Source organism: Paucibacter sp. JuS9, from assembly GCF_044043925.2.
Classification (GTDB): Bacteria; Pseudomonadota; Gammaproteobacteria; order Burkholderiales; family Burkholderiaceae_C; genus JAUASW01.
In genome coordinates this window covers 3,659,306-3,677,233 of record NZ_CP194172.1, presented here as the reverse complement: position 1 = coordinate 3,677,233, position 17,928 = coordinate 3,659,306, and the positions used below count along the sequence as shown (strand labels likewise).

Here is a 17,928-nt window from a genome sequence, read left to right as displayed (position 1 = left end):
AAAGGCTTAGATGGCGTACCAGAGGGCCGCGAAGAAGTGGCAGACGCTGCCAGCCAGCACGAAGAGGTGCCACACCGCATGCGCATAGCGCACCCGGTTGTCGAGCAGGAACACGACCGCACCCAGCGTATAGGCCACGCCGCCGGCCACTAGCCAGAAGAGGCCGTCTGAGGGCATGCGCTCCAGCAGCGGCTTCAGGGCGATCAGCACCACCCAGCCCATGGCCACATAAAGGCCGGTGGACCACAGCGGATGGCGAAGGCGGTTGAACAGCTTGGCCGCCACACCCACGGCGGCGATGGCCCAGGTCAGGCCGAACAGCGTCCAGCCCCAGCCGCCGCTGAGCACGCCCAGCGCGAAGGGTGTGTAGCTGCCGGCGATGAAGACATAGATGGCCGCATGGTCCAGCCGGTTCAGCCATTTCTTGGCCGTGCCCGGCGGCACGGCGTGATACAGCGCCGAGATCAGGTAGAGCAGGATCATGGTGCCGGCGAACACGCTGGCCGCCACCACGTTCACGGCCGTGCCCTGCTGTGCGGCGAAATAGACCAGGATGGGCAGGGCTGCCACGGCCAGCGCGAAGCCCAGGCCATGGCTGATCGAGTTGGCGATTTCCTCGCCCAGGGTTTGGGGACGATCGGCTATCATGGCGCCGATTGTCCACATCCTTCATCGAGCTGCAGCAAGACATGGATGGGCACCGGCTGCAAGGGCGCCCGCGGCAGGCCCGGCGCATCGCGCCAGCCGAAAAGCTCGTTGGCGATGCCGCCGCAGACCCGGCCCTGGCAGGCGCCCATGCCGCAGCGGGTTTGCAGCTTGGCATCGCGCCAGCTGCTGCAGCCCTTGAGTTCGCCCAGGTTGACGTCTTCGCATCGGCAGACAAGGGTGCGGGCGTCGGCCAGCTTCAGGAGCTCCGGCCGCAAGTCGAAGCTGCTTTGCAGCGCCCGGCCGAAGGCGAGCGCCTGTGCATGCTGGCGGGTGCGAGATGCGGTGCGGCCAAGCATCGCCTGGGCTGCTCGCGCGCCTTCCAGCATTGATTTTTCTACGCCACCGATGCCCGTGCATTCGCCGGCAGCAAAGATGCCTTTGACGGAGGTCTGCATTTGCACATCGACCGAGATGGCGCCATCGCGCAGCGCGCATCCCAGCAGCGCGGCCAGTTCGGTATTGGGCAGGAGGCCGAAGCCGATACCCAGAGCCTCGCATGCGAGCTGCTGGCCATTGCTCAGGCTCACGCCTTCAAGCCTTGCGTCGCCATAAGCCTTCTGCACCCAGGCGCCGTGCAGGTAGGGCGTGCCGCGCAGCCGCCAGCGCAGGTTCAGCGCCTGCGCCACTTTGCCCAGGGGCAGTCGCGCGGCAAAGCCGGCCAACGCTACCGGGCGCGCTTGCTCAACAACGGCCAGGACCTGGCCGCCACTGGCCTTCAACGTATCGGCGGCTGCGAGCAGCAAGGGGCCTGAACCGGCGAGCACCACGCGCTTGCGCGCGACCGGCCAACCGCCCTTCACCAGCGCTTGCAGGCCGCCTGCGCCAGTGACGCCGGGTAGGGTCCAGCCCGGGAAGGGCAGCATGCGCTCACGTGCGCCGGTCGCGAGCAGCAATTGCGGCGCTTCGGCACGCAGGGCCAGGTCTTGCGCCGTGTCGTGCAGCACAAGCGCGCTCGGTCCGTCAGCGGCTATCACCACATGCGAGCCGAGCAGCGTGAGGCCAGGTAGATCGGTCATGTGCTGCCAGGCCGGCGGCGGCCCGCCCCGCCAGATCTGTCCGCCGGGCCGGTCCTGCTTGTCGATCCAGATCACTTGCCGGCCGGCCTTGAGCAAGGCGCGCACGGCAGCCATGCCGGCGGGGCCGGCGCCGACCACCAGCACATCGGCTTGCAGCCGCTTCATGGCCCGGTCTCCACCGTCATGCCTTCGCTGACCAGCGTCATGCAGGCCAGGCGCTCGCCCCGACCATCGATCCGCACGCGGCATTCCTGGCAGACGCCCATGCCGCACAGTGGCGCGCGCGCATCGCCGTTCAGCGAATGACGAAATGCGACGACACCGACGCGAGCCAGGGCAGCGGCAACGCTGAGCCCGGCGTCGAGCTCATGGACCTGGCCGTTGATCGTGATCTTCATGGTTTGATGAAGCGCTGGGGCCTGTAGGGGGCCGGGTCGAGCAGGGGCGCCTGGCCGAGGCTGAGTTGTGCGACCAGCTCGGCACTGGCCAGGCTGGTGGTGATGCCCAGGCCTTCGTGGCCGCAGGCGGTCCAGACGCGAGGCAGGGTCGGATGCGCGCCAATCAGCGGCTGGCCATCGGCGCTGGCCGGGCGGATGCCGCTCCAGCAGCGCAGCAGGCTCATGTCTTTCAGTGACGGGATGAAGGCGGTCGCGTGGGCCAGCATGCGACTCAGCATCCTCATGTCCAGCCCGGCATCATCGCGATGCAGCTGCCGCGAAGAACCGATCAGCAGTTGCCCGCCGGGGCGCGGCTGCACATTGAAGGAAGCGGTATCGATGTCGGTGCGATGCGCATTCTTCAGGTAGCCGAGCTCGACCAGCTGATGCCGGACCGCATGCGGCTGGCGCTGCGTGATGGCCAGTTGCCCCTTCTTCGGCACCAGACTTCCGGCTGGCAGGAAGCGCTGGCTGCTCAGTCCGCCACAAAGCACGGTGAGCGCGCCCCAGAGTCGCCGGCCATCGGCGAGCTGCAAGCCTAGCGAATCGATATGCGTGACTTCGCCGTGGATCAGGTGAGCGCCGTCAAGCCAGCGCGCGGCGATGCGCGGCGGGTAGACGCGCGAGTCGTCCGGCACGCGCAAGGCGCCGGCGAGTCCGCTCCGCAGCAAGGGCTCGGTGCGTGCAAGCTGCTGCGCATCGAGCAGCTCGGCAGCATGGCCTTGCGCCCGCAACCAGGCCTGTTTGCGCGCGGCGGCTGCCATCTCTTCTTCATCGGCAGCAATCCACAGCGTGCCGCAGCGCTGATGCTCGGCCGCTTCCACATGGTCGCGCGATTCATCGAGCCAGGCCTGCCAGAGCTGCATCGAGCGATGGCTCAGCTGGTATTCGTGCTGATCGGCAGCGCCTTCGGCATCGACGCGCAGGAGGTGGCCCATCGATGCAGCCGTGGCGCCTGCACCCACGGCTCCGCGCTCGATGACGGCGACGCTCAGACCCTGGCGCAGGTACTCCCGCGCACAAGCGGCGCCGAGAATGCCGCCGCCGATGATCAGGACGTCGGCAGTTCTTTTCAGACGATGCCCCAGGCAAAGGGATCGTTCGGGTCGAACAGCAGCGTGGCGTCCAGCTGCACGTGGGCGCGGCCGCGAATCAGGGGCAAGACCTGGCCCTTGGCAACACCCGCCTGCCAGCTCGCCTCGAACACGGAGCCAATCACGCTTTCCTGCCGCCACAGCTCGGCAGGCTGCAGCTTGCCATCGGCCGCCAGGCAGGCCAGCTTGGCGCTGGTGCCGGTGCCGCAGGGCGAGCGGTCGTAGGCCTTGCCCGGGCAGAGCACGAAGTTGCGGCCACTGTTGGCCGCGTCAAGGGCGGGGCCGGTCAGTTCGATGTGATCGATCTCTGCACCATCGGCACCCGTGATGCCGCGGGCCTGCAATTGCTCGCGCAAGGCCCAGCTGAATTCGGTCAGTGCCTCGACGTTCGCAAGTTCCAGCGTCATGCCATGGTCGGCGCAGAGGAAGAACCAGTTGCCGCCGTAGGCGATGTCGCCATGCACGCGGCGGCCTTGCACCTCCACTGCGACATCGCTCGCATACCGGTAGGCCGGCACATTGGCAATGCTGACGCTGCCGTCTTCATGCAGTGTGGCCGTGATGGTGCCGACCGGCGTATCGATGCGGTGCTGTCCCGGCCGGATGCGGCCCAGGTGCGCCAGCGTGGCGATCAGGCCGATGCTGCCGTGACCGCACATGCCCAGGTAGCCGACGTTGTTGAAGAAGATCACGCCGGCCGTGCTGCCGGGCTCGGCCGGCTCGGTCAGCAATGCGCCGACGATCACCTCCGAGCCGCGCGGCTCGTTGACCAGGGCGCGCCGCCAGTGGTCATGCTCGCCACGAAAGCGGGCCAGGCGCTCGCCCATCGTGCCTCGCCCAAGATCCGGACCGCCCTCGATGACCAGTCGCGTGGGCTCTCCCCCCGTGTGCGAATCGATGAATCTTGTCGTCATGGCTGTTTACTCAATCACCTGCTGCGCGAAGCGGCGCAGGTAGTCGATCAAGGCGTCGGCCGCCTGCGCGGCAGCTTCGGGCTGGCCGGCCGCAATCGCCTGCGCCAGCGCCAGATGGCCGCGCGCGCCCTCGCCGATATCGCCCTGGTGCTGGTAGGCGTACCAGAAGCGCCGGCACTGGATCACCATGGGCACGACCGCGGCGACCGCAAATGGATTGCGGCAGGCAGCATGGTTGATGCGGTCCAGCCCCTGGTCGGCCTGCATATAGGCGGCAAGATCGTCGGCGGCCACGGTGGCCATCATCGCGTCCGCTGCTTCGAGCAAGGCCTGCCTCTGCGGCGGCGTTGCTCGTCGAGCCGATGTCGAGGCAATCAATCGCTCCAGCACGCGGCGCGCTTCCAGCAGGTCCAGATGCTCGGCCAGCGCGATGTCGCTCACCAGCAGGCCGCGCCGCGGCAGCTGGACAATCAGGCCATTGGCCACCAATCGCATCAGCGCCTCTCGCGTGGGCGTGCGGCCCAGGCCGGTGCGTTCAATCAGCTCGGCTTCGACGATGGGCGCACCCGGCCTCAGCACCAGCGTGGCAATCATGGCCTCGATGGCGTCATAGGCCTGGTCGGCCACGCGGCGCTTGTCTGCTTCGGGAGCGTCAACTGTCATGGGTGCGGATCATCGCAGGGCTGGCAGCTCTGGGCGGGTGTCCAGCGCCTTCTGGATGATGGCCGTGACCCGCTCGCGCTCGACGCCGCTGAGCGGCAGGCGCGGGCGGCGCACATGCTCGTTGCCCACGCCGGCCATGGCTTCGGCCAGCTTGATGTTCTGCACCAGCTTGGCATGCACGTCGAGGTGCAGCAGCGGCATGAACCACTGGTAGAGCTTCAGGGCTTCGTCGTAGCGCTTGGCCTGCATCAGGTAGTAAATCGCCACGGTCTCGGCCGGGAAGGCGTCGCACAGGCCGGCCAGCAGGCCGTCGCAACCGAGGGCCAGGCCTTCGAAGGCCAGGTCGTCCACGCCGATGAAGAGCTGGTAGCGCGTGCCCAGGGCATTGCGCAGGTCGGTGATGCGGCGGATGTTGTCGCTGGACTCCTTGATCGCGACCAGCCATTGGCAGTCGGCCAGTTCGGCGAAGTCTTCCGGCTTCAGGTCCACCTTGTAGGAGACCGGGTTGTTGTAGACCATCACCGGCAACTGGGCAGCCTCGGCAATCGTGCGCACATTGGCCTTGGCTTCGGCCGCGTCGGCGCCGTAGAGCAGCGCCGGCATCAGCATCAGGCCATTCACGCCGATCTTGGCGGCGCCTTCCACATAGCGCAGTGCCTCGCGGGTGGACAGCTCCGAAACATTGGCCAGCACCGGCACGCGGCCCTCGGAGACGCGCAGCGCGGTGGCGGCGACCTCCAGCTTTTCTTCCAGCGTCAACGTGCTGGCCTCGCCGAGCGAGCCGCAGGTGACCAGGCCGTGCACGCCGGCCCGGATCTGGAAATCAAAGTGGCGCTCCATCTCGGCGATGTCCAGCGACTCGTCGGCATGGAATTTGGTGGTGACGGCCGGGTAGACGCCGGTCCAGCGGGGCAGGGGGGTGTTCATCATTTGACTCCAAGTATTCTGCAAATATACTTAAAGGATATTGTTGCATTTGCCGCTTGTCAACCACATCTGGCGCGCTGGCAAGTGCCGCGACCCCTGCGCTTGTGCCTCGGTGCTTGTGCCGGGGTGGGGTGCACCGGTCGGACGCTTACAATCCGCCGTTCTTCTGCCCGCGCATGGCAGGTCTTGGCCTGCCCGAATGATGCGCACCGGGCACCGTACAAAGGAAATCGACGTGTTTATCTCCAACGCCTTCGCTCAAGCGGCTACAGCTCCTGCAGATCCGGGCTATTCGCAGTTCATCCTGATGGGTGCCATGTTCGTGGTGCTGTACTTCGTGATGATCCGGCCGCAAATGAAGCGCCAGAAGGAACACAAGGCCATGATCGAGGCGATCGCCAAGGGCGACGAGGTCGTCACCTCCGGCGGCCTGCTGGGCAAGATCAGCAAGATCAACGAATCCATTCTGACCCTGGAAGTCGCCAGCGGCGTCGAGCTGCAAGTGCAGCGTTCGGCCGTCGTGCAGGTGCTGCCCAAGGGCACGGTCAAGTAAGCCGCAGTCTTGGCGCCACCGCCCGGCCGGTTCGGGCGGGCCCTGACCGGCCCGGCCCCTGCCTGCCATGACACCGGGCCCTGTTTCAGTCCCTTGAGAGGACGTCACCATGAATCGTTATCCGCTGTGGAAGTACGCGATGCTCATCGTCGCGCTGCTGATCGGCTCCATCTACACCTTGCCGAATTTCTTCGGCGAGGCGCCTGCCGTGCAGGTGTCCAGTGGCAAGGTCACTGTCAAAGTCACGTCGGAAGTCAGCAGCCGGGTCGAGAAGGCGCTGGCGGATGCCGGCCTGAAGCCGGACTTCGTGCATTTCGAGGGCGCCTCGGTGCGCGCGCGCTTCTCCGACACCGACACCCAGATCAAGGCCAAGGATGTGCTGAGCAAGGCGCTCAACCCTGACGCCAGCAACCCGAGCTACATCGTCGCGCTGAACCTGGTTTCGCGTTCGCCGGCCTGGCTGTCCAGCCTGCACGCCTTCCCGATGTATCTGGGCCTGGACCTGCGTGGCGGCGTTCACTTCCTGATGCAGGTCGACATGAAGTCGGTGCTGACCAAGAAGGCCGATGCGCTGACCGGTGACGTGCGCAGCATGCTGCGCGACAAGAGCATCCGTCATGCCGGCATCAACCGTGACGGCAATCTGGTGGTGATCAATTTCCGTGAAGCCGCGCTGCGCGAGCAGGCCCAGGGCTTGCTGCGCGACAAGATGACCGAGGTGCAGTGGACGCCCCGCGAGGCTGGTGAAGACCTGCAACTGGTCGGCGCGCTGACGCCAGCCGCTGCCACGGCGGCCCAGGACAATGCGCTGAAGCAGAACATCACCACGCTGCACAACCGGGTCAATGAGCTGGGCGTTGCCGAGCCCGTGATCCAGCAGCAGGGTGCCGACCGCATCGTGGTGCAATTGCCTGGTGTTCAAGACACGGCAAAGGCCAAGGACATCATCGGCCGCACGGCCACGCTGCAGTTCCGCCTGGTGACCGACGTGGAAGGCGCGCCCGAAGTCGTGATGGAGCGGCTGCGCGACGGCACGACCAAGCCGGTGGGCCTCAAGCGGGAGGTCTACGTGACCGGCGACCGAGTGCAGACCGCCAACGCCCAGTTCGACCAGAACCAGCGCCCCTCCGTGGGCATCCGGCTGGACGATGCCGGCGGGCGTGCGATGAAGGCGATGAGTCGCGACAACATCAACAAGCCCATGGCCATCGTCCTGTACGAGAAGGGCAAGGGCGAAGCTGTCTCGGTCGCCAACATCAACAGCGAGCTGGGTTCCGATTTCCAGATCACCGGCAACTTCACCGCCGAGCAGACCGCCGACCTGGCGCTGCTGACACGCGCCGGCTCGCTGGCCGCGCCGATGGACATCATCGAGGAGCGCACCATCGGCCCGACGCTGGGTGCCGAGAACATTGCCAAGGGCTTCAACTCGGTGCTGTGGGGCTTTGTGGCGGTGGCCGCCTTCATGTGCGTCTACTACATGCTGTTCGGCGTGTTCTCTTCGCTGGCGCTGGCTTTCAACCTGCTGCTGCTGGTGGCGATGCTGTCGATGCTGCAGGCCACCTTGAGCCTGCCGGGCATGGCCGCCATTGCCCTGGTGCTGGGCATGGCCATTGACTCGAACGTGCTGATCAACGAGCGGGTGCGAGAGGAATTGCGAGCGGGCGCCTCGCCGCAGGTGGCCATCTTTGCCGGCTATGAGCGGGCCTTCGCCACCATCCTGGACTCCAACGTCACCACGCTGATCGCCGGTGTGGCCCTGCTGGCCTTCGGCTCCGGCCCGGTCAAGGGCTTCGCCGTCGTCCACTGCCTGGGCATCCTGACCTCGATGTTCTCCTCCGTCGTGTTCTCGCGCGGCCTGGTGAACCTCTGGTACGGCCGCCAGAAGAAGCTCAAGTCGGTCTCGATCGGCACCGTCTGGCGCCCTGACGGCAACGTCCCCGCCGCCACGCCGGAAGCCTGAGGAAACAAGTCATGGAACTTTTCCGCATCAAACGGGACATCCCGTTCATGAAGCACGCGTTGATCTTCAACGCGATCTCCTTCCTCACCTTCGCGCTGGCGGTGTTCTTCCTGGCCACGCGCGGCCTGCATGTCTCGATCGAGTTCACCGGCGGTACGGTGGTCGAGGTCGAGTACGCGCAGAGCGCCAACGTCGAGAAGACCCGCCAGACCGTCGAGGCCATGGGTCTGGGCGAAGTCGTGGTGCAGAACTTCGGCACCTCGCGCGACGTGATGGTCAAGCTGCCGATCCGCGGCGACGTCAAGCAGACCGAGCTGGTGGGCAAGGTGTTCACCGAGCTGTGCAAGGCCGAGTCCGGCACGATCTCGCAACGCGACACGATCAGCGACAAGGGCGAGCCCATCAGCAAGCAGGTCTGCATGGCCGGCACGGCTGAGCCGATCAAGCTCTCGCGCAGCGAAGTGGTTGGCCCGGCGGTCGGTGACGAGCTGACGCAGGATGCGGCCAAGGCCCTGGCCTTCACCGTCATCGGCATCATGATCTACCTGGCCTTCCGCTTCGAGTGGAAGTTCGCAGTGGCCGGCATCATCGCCAACCTGCACGACGTGGTCATCATCCTGGGCTTTTTCGCCTTCTTCCAGTGGGAGTTCTCGCTCTCGGTGCTGGCGGCGGTGCTGGCGGTGCTGGGCTACTCGGTGAACGAATCGGTGGTGATTTTCGACCGGGTGCGCGAAGCCTTCCGCAAGTACCGCAAGCTGAACACTCACGAGGTGATCGATCACGCGATCACCAGCACCATGAGCCGCACGATCATCACCCACGGCAGTACCCAATTGATGGTGCTTTCGATGCTGCTGTTCGGTGGCCAGACCCTGCACTATTTTGCCGTCGCGCTGACCATCGGCATCTTGTTCGGCATCTATTCATCGGTGTTCGTTGCCGCTGCCATCGCGATGTGGCTGGGCGTCAAGCGCGAGGATCTGATCAAGACCACCAGTGGCAACAAGGAAGATCCCGACGATCCGAACGCTGGAGCGGTGGTATAGAGTCAGACCAGTAGCAACTTCGAGCAGCAGCCCTTACTCACGCCATGACAGACACCGCCCGCAGCACGGCACTGGCAGCGCACGCGCGGCGGGTCTATCTGGAGGCCGTGCTGCGTGGTGTGCCGGCGCTGGTGCACTCGCTCAGCGAGGCCGCGCGCCAGCTGCTGCTGATGGCCGCAGAGTACAACGTGGCCCAGGCACGCAAAGAGGGCGTTGGCGCCTGGATCAAGCTGGGCCCGCTCTGGCAGGCCACCCTGATACAGGCCCTGCGCCAGGCCGCGCTGCCGGGTGCTGGCGATGTGCATACTGCCATCACGTCGCCGGGGCAACTGACCCTGGTTGAAGACAAGATCATCGAGCGCGAGATCACCAGCTCGCGCCTGGCCCTGGCCATCATGGACCGGGCCTCCTGGGAGTTCACCGATCTGCGCACGCGCTTCAACGTGCTCGATCAGAGCGATGAACTCCCGCCGCACGACCTGCTGCGCGCGCCGGCCTTGGCCGCGATGGTGCTGGACACCTGGCACAGCAGCGGCCTCGGCCCGAGCGAATGGTCGCTGTTCCAGGCGGTGCTGCACGAGGAGTTCGCGCACCTGGTCAGCGAGGCCTATCACGAGGTCAATCACTGGCTGGTCGAGCGCCAGGTGATGCCCGAGGTCGACCTGCGACCCTTCATCCGCCGCTCACCCGAGGCCCGCCAGGGCGCCCTGCTGGCTGCACTGGCCAGCGGCGTGGTGGTGGTCGGCAACACGGGCAACAGCAGCAGTGGCGTGGTGACCAGCACCGGCAGCCCGACCAACCTGGATACCGGCAGCTCCGCGGGTGAGCAGACCCGCTACATGGCCCGCCCGGTCGCCACCGACCAGGCCGCGCTGAGCCCCTACAGCGCCCAGGCCGCCGAGGTGCTTGCGCAATTGCAGCGTATCGTCGGCCGGCAGGTGCCCGCCTTTGCCGCGACCGTGATGGGCGACGGAGACGGGGGCACCGCGGTGCAGCATGCCCCACCCTCGGCCCGCCTGAACGCAGCAATCAACCGGGCACAGGACGCCCTGGTGCGTCGCCCCGAACCGCCCAAGCGCGGCGGCAAGACAGTGGCGGGTGGCCTGCCACCGGCCGAGGCGCCAGCGCCGCAGGTGCTGGACGAGCTCAAGGTCCGCAACCAGGCCTTCAAGCAGGTCCTCAAGCAGGCCGCCGATTCGCCGGCCGAGCGCGCCACGATCGAGATCGTGGCCATGATGTTCCAGAGCATCCTTACTGAAGAGCGCATCCCGGCCGCCGTGCGGGTCTGGTTCGCCCGGCTGCAGATGCCGGTGCTGCGCGTCGCGGTCGGCGAGCCCGAATTCTTCGCCGAAGCCGATCATCCGGCCCGCCGCCTGATCGACCGCATGGGCGCCTGCGTGATGGGTTTCTCCGGTGCCTCGGGCAGCGAAAGCCTGGAGCGCGAGATCAAGCGCATCGTGCAGGTGGTCGAGGCCTATCCAGACACCGGCCGGCGCGTCTTCCAGACCGTGCTGACCGAGTTCGAGAAATTCCTCGAGCAGTATTTCGAGAAAGAGAACCAGGCCTCGGCCAAGGGCGTCTCGCTGGCCCAGCAGGTCGAACAGCGCGAGACGATGGCGATCCAGTACACCATCGAGCTGCGCAAGATGCTCAACGAGGTGCCGGTGCAGGACGGCGTGCGCCAGTTCCTGTTCCAGGTCTGGGCCGACGTGCTGGCGGTGACCGCCGTGCGTTCGGGCGCGCAGGCCGAGGTCACCCGCCAAATGAAGCGCGCCGCGGCCGACCTGATCTGGTCCGCCAGCGCCAAGGTCTCCCGTGAGGAACGGGCCGAGGTGATCCGTCGCCTGCCGCCGCTCCTCAAGACGCTGCGCGACGGCATGGGCCACGCAGGCCTTCAGGCCGAGAAGCAGGATGACCACATCCGCTCGCTCAACAACTCGCTGGCCGCCGCCTTCACGGCCAAGGCCGCGGCAATTCCGCGCGAGCGCCTGGACGACCTGATGGACCAGCTCGAGACGCTGGAAGCGATGCTGCCCGAGGCGGAGGGTGTGGAGATCAACGACACGCTGATGCGCGACCTCTCCGGCCACGAAACCGAAGGCCTGGAAGTGGTGGCCGAAGGCGGCTCGGCGCCGACGCCGGCCATGCTGGCCTGGGCCAAGGAGCTGCAGGTCGGCGGCTGGTACATGCTGGACTACCGCGGCCGCAACGAGGCGGTGCAGCTCGCCTGGCGCGGCAATCGCCGCAATATGGTGCTGTTCGTCTCGCCCAATGGCCGCGGCGTGCTGTTCCAGCAGGCGCGGCTGGCGGCTTTCCTGCAGGCGGGCTTGTTGTTGCCGGCGCAGGATGAAGCGCTCACCGTCAAGGCCACTCGCAATGCGCTGGCCAAGCTCGACGTCGACCCGAGCCGTCTCCTGAACTAAGCCCGCAATGCAACAATGACAAAGGCCGCTGAAAAGCGGCCTTGTTGTTTGCGCAAGCGTCTTGTGCTCAATGGATCAGCCGGTCTTCCGGCGCGACGAAGAGTTCGTCCAGGATCAGCGCATCGGGCTCTTCGCCCAGGCTCCAGAACACCATCAGGACGATGATCTTCAGGTCTTCCAGGTCCATGGGTGCGCCGGGGATGGCCATGGCGCGGTCTATCACCATCTCGCGCATCGGCGGCGGCAGCACGCCGGCCGACTCGAGGAAACTGATGAAGCCGACCGAGGGCTCGCCCAGGTGGTCCAGCTCGTCGACCGAATAGACCCGCAGGCTCAACTCGCCTTGCTGGCCGTGGTGCGACTCAGCGACGCCCGACAAGCCGTCTAGCCAGGACAGCGCTTCCTGGATTTCGTCGGTCTCGAAGCCAACCGCGGACAGCTTGCGCGTCAGTTGTGCGTGGTCCGGGCAGGCGTCAGGGCGCCAGTAGGTTTCGTACAGGTAGACCAGGACGTCAAACATGGCGGGATGATAACGCAGGCCCCCAAGCCATCTCTGGCAAAAAGGCCAGCAAAGACCCGCTTCAGCCGCGCCGACGGCGCTGGAACAGCTGACCCGGCAGCCGGGCCACCAGACCCTCCAGCTCGAGCTCCAGCAGCAGGGCGTTCAGCTGGGCAGCGGGCCAGCCGCCGCGTGCGATCAGCGCATCCAGCGTGACTGGGTCGTGGCCCAGTGCCTGCAGCACGAGGCCAGGCTCGCCGCCCGGTTCAGGATCTTCTGCAACCGCGGGCAAAGCCTTGGATTTGCCAACAATGGGCCGCAGCGCTTCCAGCAGCTCCGCCGGGCTTTCCACCAGGGTCGCGCCTTGTCGTATCAGCTCGTGGCAGCCGCGTGCGAGCGGCGAATGGATGGAGCCGGGAATGGCGAAGACCTCGCGCCCGGCTTCCGATGCCAGGCGGGCCGTGATCAGCGAGCCCGAGCGCAGGGCAGCTTCCACCACCAGGCAGCCGCGACTCAGGCCCGCGATGATCCGGTTGCGCCGGGGGAAGTTGGGTGACAGCGGCGGCGTGCCCAGCGAGTACTCGCTCACCAGCAAGCCCTCGTCTTCGATACGCCGGCCCAGGGCCTGGTGCCGGCTGGGGTAGAGCTGGTCCAGGCCGGTGCCGAGTACGGCCAGTGTCGAGCCCGGGCCGGAAAGGGCTGCTTCATGCGCGGCACCGTCGATGCCCAGCGCGAGGCCCGACACCACGCAGTAGCCGGCCCGGCTCACCTCGCGCGCAAAGCTGGCCGCGTTGTCTCGGCCCTGGGGCGTGGGCGTGCGGCTGCCCACGATGGCCAGGCCTTCGGTGCTCAGGAGCTCGCGCCGGCCACTCATGTAGAGCAGCAGAGGCGGGTCGGCGATCTGCAGGAGCGCTTCCGGGTAGTCCGGGTCGCCCAGGGTCAGCAGTTGGTGGCGCGGATCGGCGGCCAGCCAGTCGATGGTGCGATCGATCTGGTCGGGCAGCGAATCAGGCGGCTGGCTCAGCACCTCCGCGGCCTTGGCGCCCAGCACTTCCCGCCAGGCGGCCGGGCTGGCGCCGACAAGCGCTTCAGCGGAGCCGAAGGCCGCAAGCAACTGGCGCGCGCGGGCCAGGCCCAGGCCCGGCGTTTCGAGCAGGCGCAGCCAGGCTGCCAGCTCGACGCGCTCCATCTCAGTACCGCCCGGTTGCCCGTCGGTACTGCGACGCCCCTCCGGGGGGCGGAGAAGACCAGGAGCGCGCAGGCATCAGCTCAAGGCGCTCAGGGCTTGGTGAAGCGGTCGCCGCCTTGCACCGGCTGCTTGACCGAGACGATCAGCGCGTAGCTCACCCGCTCGTAGACCTGGAAGACGAAGAGCACGCCATGCCGCTCGTCCGGCAGCTTGATCTGCTCGCGCTTCTCGCCCGTGCTGTCGGTGATGGTGCGGCCGTCTTGCCACAGGGCCAGCACATGGCCGCGTTCCATGCCGTCGCGGCGGCCCCGGTTCAGGGAGACGATCTGGTTTTGACCGCCGGTCAGGGCGTCGCCATAGACCGAGATGATCTGGCCATTCATGGCAACGGCCGGCGGATGCGGCACATAGCGGATGAACTCGCGTTGCAGCACCGGTGCGAGCCGGTCGCCGGCGCCGATTTCCTGGCGCACGGACTTGATGGTCAGCGTCGATACCGTGGGCTCGCTCTTGCCGTCGGCGTTCTTGCGCTCCTCGGCCAACCGGGTCATCTCGGCCGTCCCGAGGTAGGGCGCCTCATAGCCCAGCACTTCCTTGGTAGTCGGGTCGCGCAGGGGTTTGACCTGGCGGAACAAGCGCCAGTCGCGAGCCTGCTTCATGTCGCCCCGGGCATAGGCCAGGTCGCCCTTGGTCAGGAGAACACGGCCTTCCTGGGCGGCGACGACCCGGGGTGCCTTGTCCAGCGAATCGGTGTCCAGCACCACGGCCTCATTGAGGAAGGGCTCGATCAGGTGCTGCGGAATCGCGAGGATGGCGTTGTCCTCGAACTTGCTGGCCCGCACCTGCGGCGAGAGCTTGCCCGAAGGCAGGCCCTGCATGTCGGCATTGGCGCCGCGCGGCTGGCCCATCAGCAGCTGCGCACGGCCGTCTTTCTTGACCAGCACCAGCACCTGGCCCGGGTAGATCAGGTGCGGGTTGGCGATCTGCTCGCGGTTCATGCCCCAGAGCTCGGGCCAGCGCCAGGGGCTCTTCAGGAAGAGCTTGGAGATGTCCCACAGTGTGTCGCCGGCCTTGACGGTGTGCGAGTCGGGCGCATCAGGCGCCAGCTCGGACAGGGGCACGCCGGACTGCGCGACCGTCTCGGCCGTGCGGCGCTGCGTGTCGGTGACTGGGTACTGGCCCTGTGCGCTGGCTGGCAGGGCGGCCAGCGCAAGCGAGGTGGCCAGCAGGCTGAGCGTCAACGGTTTCACGCAAGAGTGCATCGAAAACTCTCTCCAGACGGGCTGATTGCCGGGTATTGCAGCGGTATCGCTGCGGCTTGTTCTTATATCGGCGAAAATCCCGCCGGACTGCGGCGATTCTGCCTTCAATGAATGGCGGTCGCAATGAATGAGGCAAGGGCATTGGCGCCCTTGCAAACACTTGCAAACAGGCGTTGTGTGCCGTCCACAACCCTCCTCCTCCATGGCCCTGCTGAATATCCTGAAATACCCGGATCCCCGCCTCCATACTGTTGCCAAACCGGTGGCAGAAGTTGATGAGCGCATCCGCACCCTGGTTGATGACATGCTCGAGACCATGTACTCGGCCGAGGGCGTGGGCCTGGCCGCAACCCAGGTCGACGTGCATGAGCGGGTGGTCGTGATCGATACCTCCAACGAGCGCAACGAGCCGCGTGTGCTGATCAACCCGGAGCTGGTTTCGTTCAGCGAAGACTGGGTTGATGGTGAGGAGGGCTGCCTCTCGGTGCCCACCGTCTACGACAAGGTCAAGCGGCATTCCAAGGTAAAGGTGCGCTCGCTGAACCGGGAGGGCCAGGTCTGGGAATTCGAGGCCGAGGGCCTGCTGGCCGTCTGCGTCCAGCATGAAATGGATCACCTGATGGGCAAGGTCTTCGTCGAGTACCTGAGCCCGATGAAGCGCGACCGCATCAAGACCAAGCTGGTCAAGAAGGCGCGCGAAGAGCAGCCGGAGCGCGTGCGTCGATGAGCGCCGCGCCGGGCCGCCCCAAGCAAGCTCGCTCCCGCTGTGGGCGGCAGGCCGCAGGCCGAAGGGTGCTCCAATGAATTCAGGCTTGAGGGTCGGCTTCGCCGGCACGCCCGAGTTCGCGGCGCAGGCGCTGGAAGCGCTGCTGCAGGCGGGCTTCGAGGTGCCCCTGGTGCTGACCCAGCCGGACCGCCCGGCCGGCCGCGGCATGAAGCTGCAGGCCTCGGCAGTGAAGCAGCTGGCCGTTCAGCGTGGCATCCCCGTGGCCCAGCCGCGCAGTCTGCGGCTGGATGGCAAGTTTCCTGAAGAGGCCGAGATGGGCCGGCAAGCGCTGCTGGACGCCAGGCTCGATGTCTTGGCGGTCGCAGCTTACGGCCTGATCCTTCCCCAATGGGTGCTTGATATGCCGAGGCGCGGCTGCCTCAATATCCACGCATCCCTTTTGCCGCGCTGGCGAGGCGCAGCGCCCATCCATCGCGCCATCGAGGCGGGCGACACCGAGACCGGCATCACCATCATGCAGATGGACGCGGGCCTGGACACTGGCGACATGCTGCTGGTCGAGAAGCTGGGCATTGCAGCGGCCGACACCACGGCCAGCCTGCACGACCGGCTCGCCGTGCTCGGCGGGCGGCTGATTGTCGAGGCGCTCGAACTGGCGGCCTGCGGCGGCTTTCATCCGGTCAAGCAGCCGGATGAGGGTGTCTGCTATGCGCACAAGATCGAGAAGGCCGAGAGCCAGATCGACTGGCGGCAGGACGCCGCCCAGATCGAGCGCCGCCTGCGTGCCTTCGATCCCTTCCCCGGCGGCCAGGCGCAATTGGGCGGCGAGACCTTGAAGGTCTGGAGCGCCGAGCTGGTGGATGCCAGCGGCACGCCCGGCAGCGTGTTGTCTGTGGACTCGCAAGGCCCCGTGGTCGCTTGCGGCAACCAGGCGCTGCGGTTGACCCAGCTGCAGCGCGCCGGCGGCAAGCGCTTGCCGGCAGCGGCCCTGCTGCAGGCCCGGCCCATCAGCGCCGGCGAACAGTTCGATCTGGCTTGAATTCCGGCCGAGGGCCATCATCTAGCCCAGCCTGATCCCTTGTTTTCGGAGCGTTCAACAATGTTCAATCTGATGAAGACCGCCATCCTGATGGCCGCGATCACTGCCTTGTTCATGGCCATCGGCGCCATGATCGGCGGTCGCGCCGGCATGATGCTGGCGCTCGTCGTCGCACTGGGCATGAATTTCTTCAGCTACTGGTTCTCCGACACCATGGTGCTGAAGATGTACAACGCCCGCGAGGTGGACGAAACCTCGGCGCCGCAGTTCTACGCCATGGTGCGTGAGCTGGCGCAAAAGGCCGAGCTGCCGATGCCGCGCGTCTACCTGATCGACGAAGACGCGCCCAACGCCTTTGCCACCGGCCGCAACCCTGAGCATGCGGCCGTGGCCGCCACCACGGGCATCCTGCGCGTGCTGTCCGCCCGCGAGCTGCGTGGCGTGATGGCCCATGAGCTAGCGCATGTGAAGCACCGTGACATCCTGATCAGCACCGTCAGCGCCACCATGGCCGGCGCGATCTCGATGCTGGCCAACTTTGCCGTGCTGTTCGGCGGCCGCGACAGCGAAGGCCGCCCGGCCAACCCGCTGGTGGGCATCCTGGTTGCCATCCTGGCGCCCATCGCCGCCAGCGTGATCCAGATGGCCATCAGCCGTGCCCGCGAGTTCGAGGCGGACCGCGGCGGCGCCGAGATCTCCGGCGACCCGGCATCGCTGGCCTCGGCCCTGGACAAGATCCACCGCTATGCCCAGGGCATACCGCTGGCGCCCGCCGAAGCCCACCCGGAAACGGCGCAGATGATGATCATGAATCCGCTCTCGGGTCGCGGCCTGGCGGGCCTGTTCAGCACGCATCCGTCGACGGAGGAACGCATCGAACGCCTGATGGCGATGGCACGTGGCCGTTGATCCCACTAAAGCCGGCTCCAATTTCGCCGATAGTTCCGGGATGAAGCGACTGCTGCTGACCCTGCCCCTGCTCGCCAGCCTGGCTGCCTGCGAGCAACTGGGCATTGAAGATCCGGCCAAGATTGCCGCCGCCAAGGAGGCGGAAGGCAAGGCCGTGGGCAGCGCCTGCCGCCATGCCTCGCGCGCCATCGAGGACTGCTACCTGCTCAATCCGAAAGCCCTGAAGGCCGCGGTCTTCACCGGCTGGAAGGAAATGGACGAGTACATGCGCGAGAACAAGCTCGAGGGTGTGGCGCCCGTCGTGCCGCGCGGCCCCGACGGCAAGGCCCTGCCGCCGCCGGAGCCGGCCGAGAGCCATGCGGCGGAAGAGAAGCCGGCCAGCAGCAAGCCGGCGGCCAAGGAAGCAGGCAAGGACGCGAGCAAGTCCAAGTAGGCGAACGCGAACCCCAGCCGTTGCGCGGCGCCTGGCTTCCCGCACTTCGTCCTCCGGCTCCAGCACTTGGTCGATTGCGGCTCGCGGTGCCCGGGTCGCTTCGAGATGATGCGCTCACCCCAACAC

18 protein-coding genes are annotated in these 17,928 nt (G+C 66.7%); 8 read left to right on the top strand and 10 right to left on the bottom strand.

Annotated elements, in window-relative coordinates; all coding sequences use genetic code 11:
- Positions 1-6 precede the first annotated feature (6 nt).
- Genes trhA through ABT392_RS16315 form a run of 7 tightly spaced genes read right to left on the bottom strand, consistent with a single transcriptional unit; the run spans position 7 to position 5,759 of the window.
- Complete coding sequence (trhA, locus tag ABT392_RS16345) at positions 7-648, bottom strand: PAQR family membrane homeostasis protein TrhA (protein ID WP_395385265.1); 642 nt, start codon at positions 646-648, stop codon at positions 7-9.
- A complete protein-coding gene (locus ABT392_RS16340; RefSeq protein WP_395385266.1) occupies positions 645-1,889 on the bottom strand; it encodes an FAD-dependent oxidoreductase in 1,245 nt (414 codons plus the stop codon). Before ABT392_RS16340 ends, trhA begins: the two co-directional genes overlap by 4 nt.
- A complete protein-coding gene (locus tag ABT392_RS16335) occupies positions 1,886-2,122 on the bottom strand; it encodes a (2Fe-2S)-binding protein (protein ID WP_395385267.1) in 237 nt (78 codons plus the stop codon). The genes ABT392_RS16340 and ABT392_RS16335 overlap by 4 nt, the downstream gene beginning before the upstream one ends.
- Positions 2,119-3,210: an NAD(P)/FAD-dependent oxidoreductase gene (locus ABT392_RS16330; protein ID WP_464970984.1), complete on the bottom strand. Its 1,092-nt coding sequence runs from the start codon at positions 3,208-3,210 to the stop codon at positions 2,119-2,121. Before ABT392_RS16330 ends, ABT392_RS16335 begins: the two co-directional genes overlap by 4 nt.
- A 23-nt stretch (positions 3,211-3,233) precedes the next feature.
- Positions 3,234-4,169, bottom strand: coding sequence for a 4-hydroxyproline epimerase (locus ABT392_RS16325; protein ID WP_334278411.1), 936 nt, complete (start codon positions 4,167-4,169; stop codon positions 3,234-3,236).
- A 6-nt stretch (positions 4,170-4,175) separates the two neighbouring features.
- The gene (locus ABT392_RS16320) at positions 4,176-4,832 is read right to left on the bottom strand and encodes a GntR family transcriptional regulator (protein WP_334278410.1); all 657 of its coding nucleotides are present in this window, start codon (positions 4,830-4,832) and stop codon (positions 4,176-4,178) included.
- A 9-nt stretch (positions 4,833-4,841) separates the two neighbouring features.
- Complete coding sequence (locus ABT392_RS16315) at positions 4,842-5,759, bottom strand: dihydrodipicolinate synthase family protein (RefSeq protein WP_395385269.1); 918 nt, start codon at positions 5,757-5,759, stop codon at positions 4,842-4,844.
- A 235-nt stretch (positions 5,760-5,994) separates the two neighbouring features.
- Here ABT392_RS16315 and yajC point away from each other — a divergent pair, with 235 nt between their 5' ends.
- The 4 genes from yajC (at position 5,995) to ABT392_RS16295 (ending at position 11,744) form a co-directional block, all read left to right on the top strand.
- Entirely contained in the window at positions 5,995-6,312 is a 318-nt protein-coding gene (gene yajC / locus ABT392_RS16310) for a preprotein translocase subunit YajC (RefSeq protein ID WP_334278407.1), read from the top strand.
- A gap of 109 nt (positions 6,313-6,421) precedes the next feature.
- Positions 6,422-8,275, top strand: a complete 1,854-nt coding sequence (secD, locus tag ABT392_RS16305; protein WP_395385270.1) for a protein translocase subunit SecD — start codon at positions 6,422-6,424, stop codon at positions 8,273-8,275.
- A gap of 11 nt (positions 8,276-8,286) precedes the next feature.
- A complete protein-coding gene (gene secF / locus ABT392_RS16300) occupies positions 8,287-9,321 on the top strand; it encodes a protein translocase subunit SecF (RefSeq protein ID WP_334278405.1) in 1,035 nt (344 codons plus the stop codon).
- A 44-nt stretch (positions 9,322-9,365) separates the two neighbouring features.
- Positions 9,366-11,744 (top strand): DUF1631 family protein, encoded by a 2,379-nt coding sequence (locus tag ABT392_RS16295; RefSeq protein WP_464970823.1) that lies wholly within the window; start codon positions 9,366-9,368, stop codon positions 11,742-11,744.
- 67 nt (positions 11,745-11,811) lie between these two features.
- Here the strand turns inward: ABT392_RS16295 and ABT392_RS16290 are convergent, their stop codons facing one another.
- The 3 genes from ABT392_RS16290 to ABT392_RS16280 form a co-directional block, all read right to left on the bottom strand.
- Positions 11,812-12,264 carry a Smg family protein gene (locus ABT392_RS16290; RefSeq protein WP_334278403.1) on the bottom strand — a complete coding sequence of 151 codons (453 nt, stop codon included), beginning with the start codon at positions 12,262-12,264 and terminating at the stop codon, positions 11,812-11,814.
- A gap of 61 nt (positions 12,265-12,325) precedes the next feature.
- On the bottom strand, positions 12,326-13,432 hold the full coding sequence (gene dprA, locus ABT392_RS16285; protein ID WP_395385272.1) for a DNA-processing protein DprA: 1,107 nt from the start codon (positions 13,430-13,432) through the stop codon (positions 12,326-12,328).
- 89 nt (positions 13,433-13,521) lie between these two features.
- Positions 13,522-14,694 (bottom strand): LysM peptidoglycan-binding domain-containing protein, encoded by a 1,173-nt coding sequence (locus tag ABT392_RS16280; protein ID WP_334278401.1) that lies wholly within the window; start codon positions 14,692-14,694, stop codon positions 13,522-13,524.
- A gap of 202 nt (positions 14,695-14,896) precedes the next feature.
- Here ABT392_RS16280 and def point away from each other — a divergent pair, with 202 nt between their 5' ends.
- The 4 genes from def to ABT392_RS16260 all read left to right on the top strand — a co-directional run bounded on the left by def (position 14,897) and on the right by ABT392_RS16260 (position 17,802).
- Positions 14,897-15,421 carry a peptide deformylase gene (gene def, locus ABT392_RS16275; RefSeq protein WP_395385273.1) on the top strand — a complete coding sequence of 175 codons (525 nt, stop codon included), beginning with the start codon at positions 14,897-14,899 and terminating at the stop codon, positions 15,419-15,421.
- Positions 15,422-15,506: 85 nt separating this feature from the next.
- Entirely contained in the window at positions 15,507-16,460 is a 954-nt protein-coding gene (fmt, locus tag ABT392_RS16270; protein ID WP_395386815.1) for a methionyl-tRNA formyltransferase, read from the top strand.
- Between the two features lie 60 nt (positions 16,461-16,520).
- The gene (gene htpX / locus ABT392_RS16265; protein ID WP_395385274.1) at positions 16,521-17,369 is read left to right on the top strand and encodes a zinc metalloprotease HtpX; all 849 of its coding nucleotides are present in this window, start codon (positions 16,521-16,523) and stop codon (positions 17,367-17,369) included.
- A 40-nt stretch (positions 17,370-17,409) separates the two neighbouring features.
- Complete coding sequence (locus ABT392_RS16260; RefSeq protein WP_334278398.1) at positions 17,410-17,802, top strand: hypothetical protein; 393 nt, start codon at positions 17,410-17,412, stop codon at positions 17,800-17,802.
- Positions 17,803-17,928: the final 126 nt, after the last annotated feature.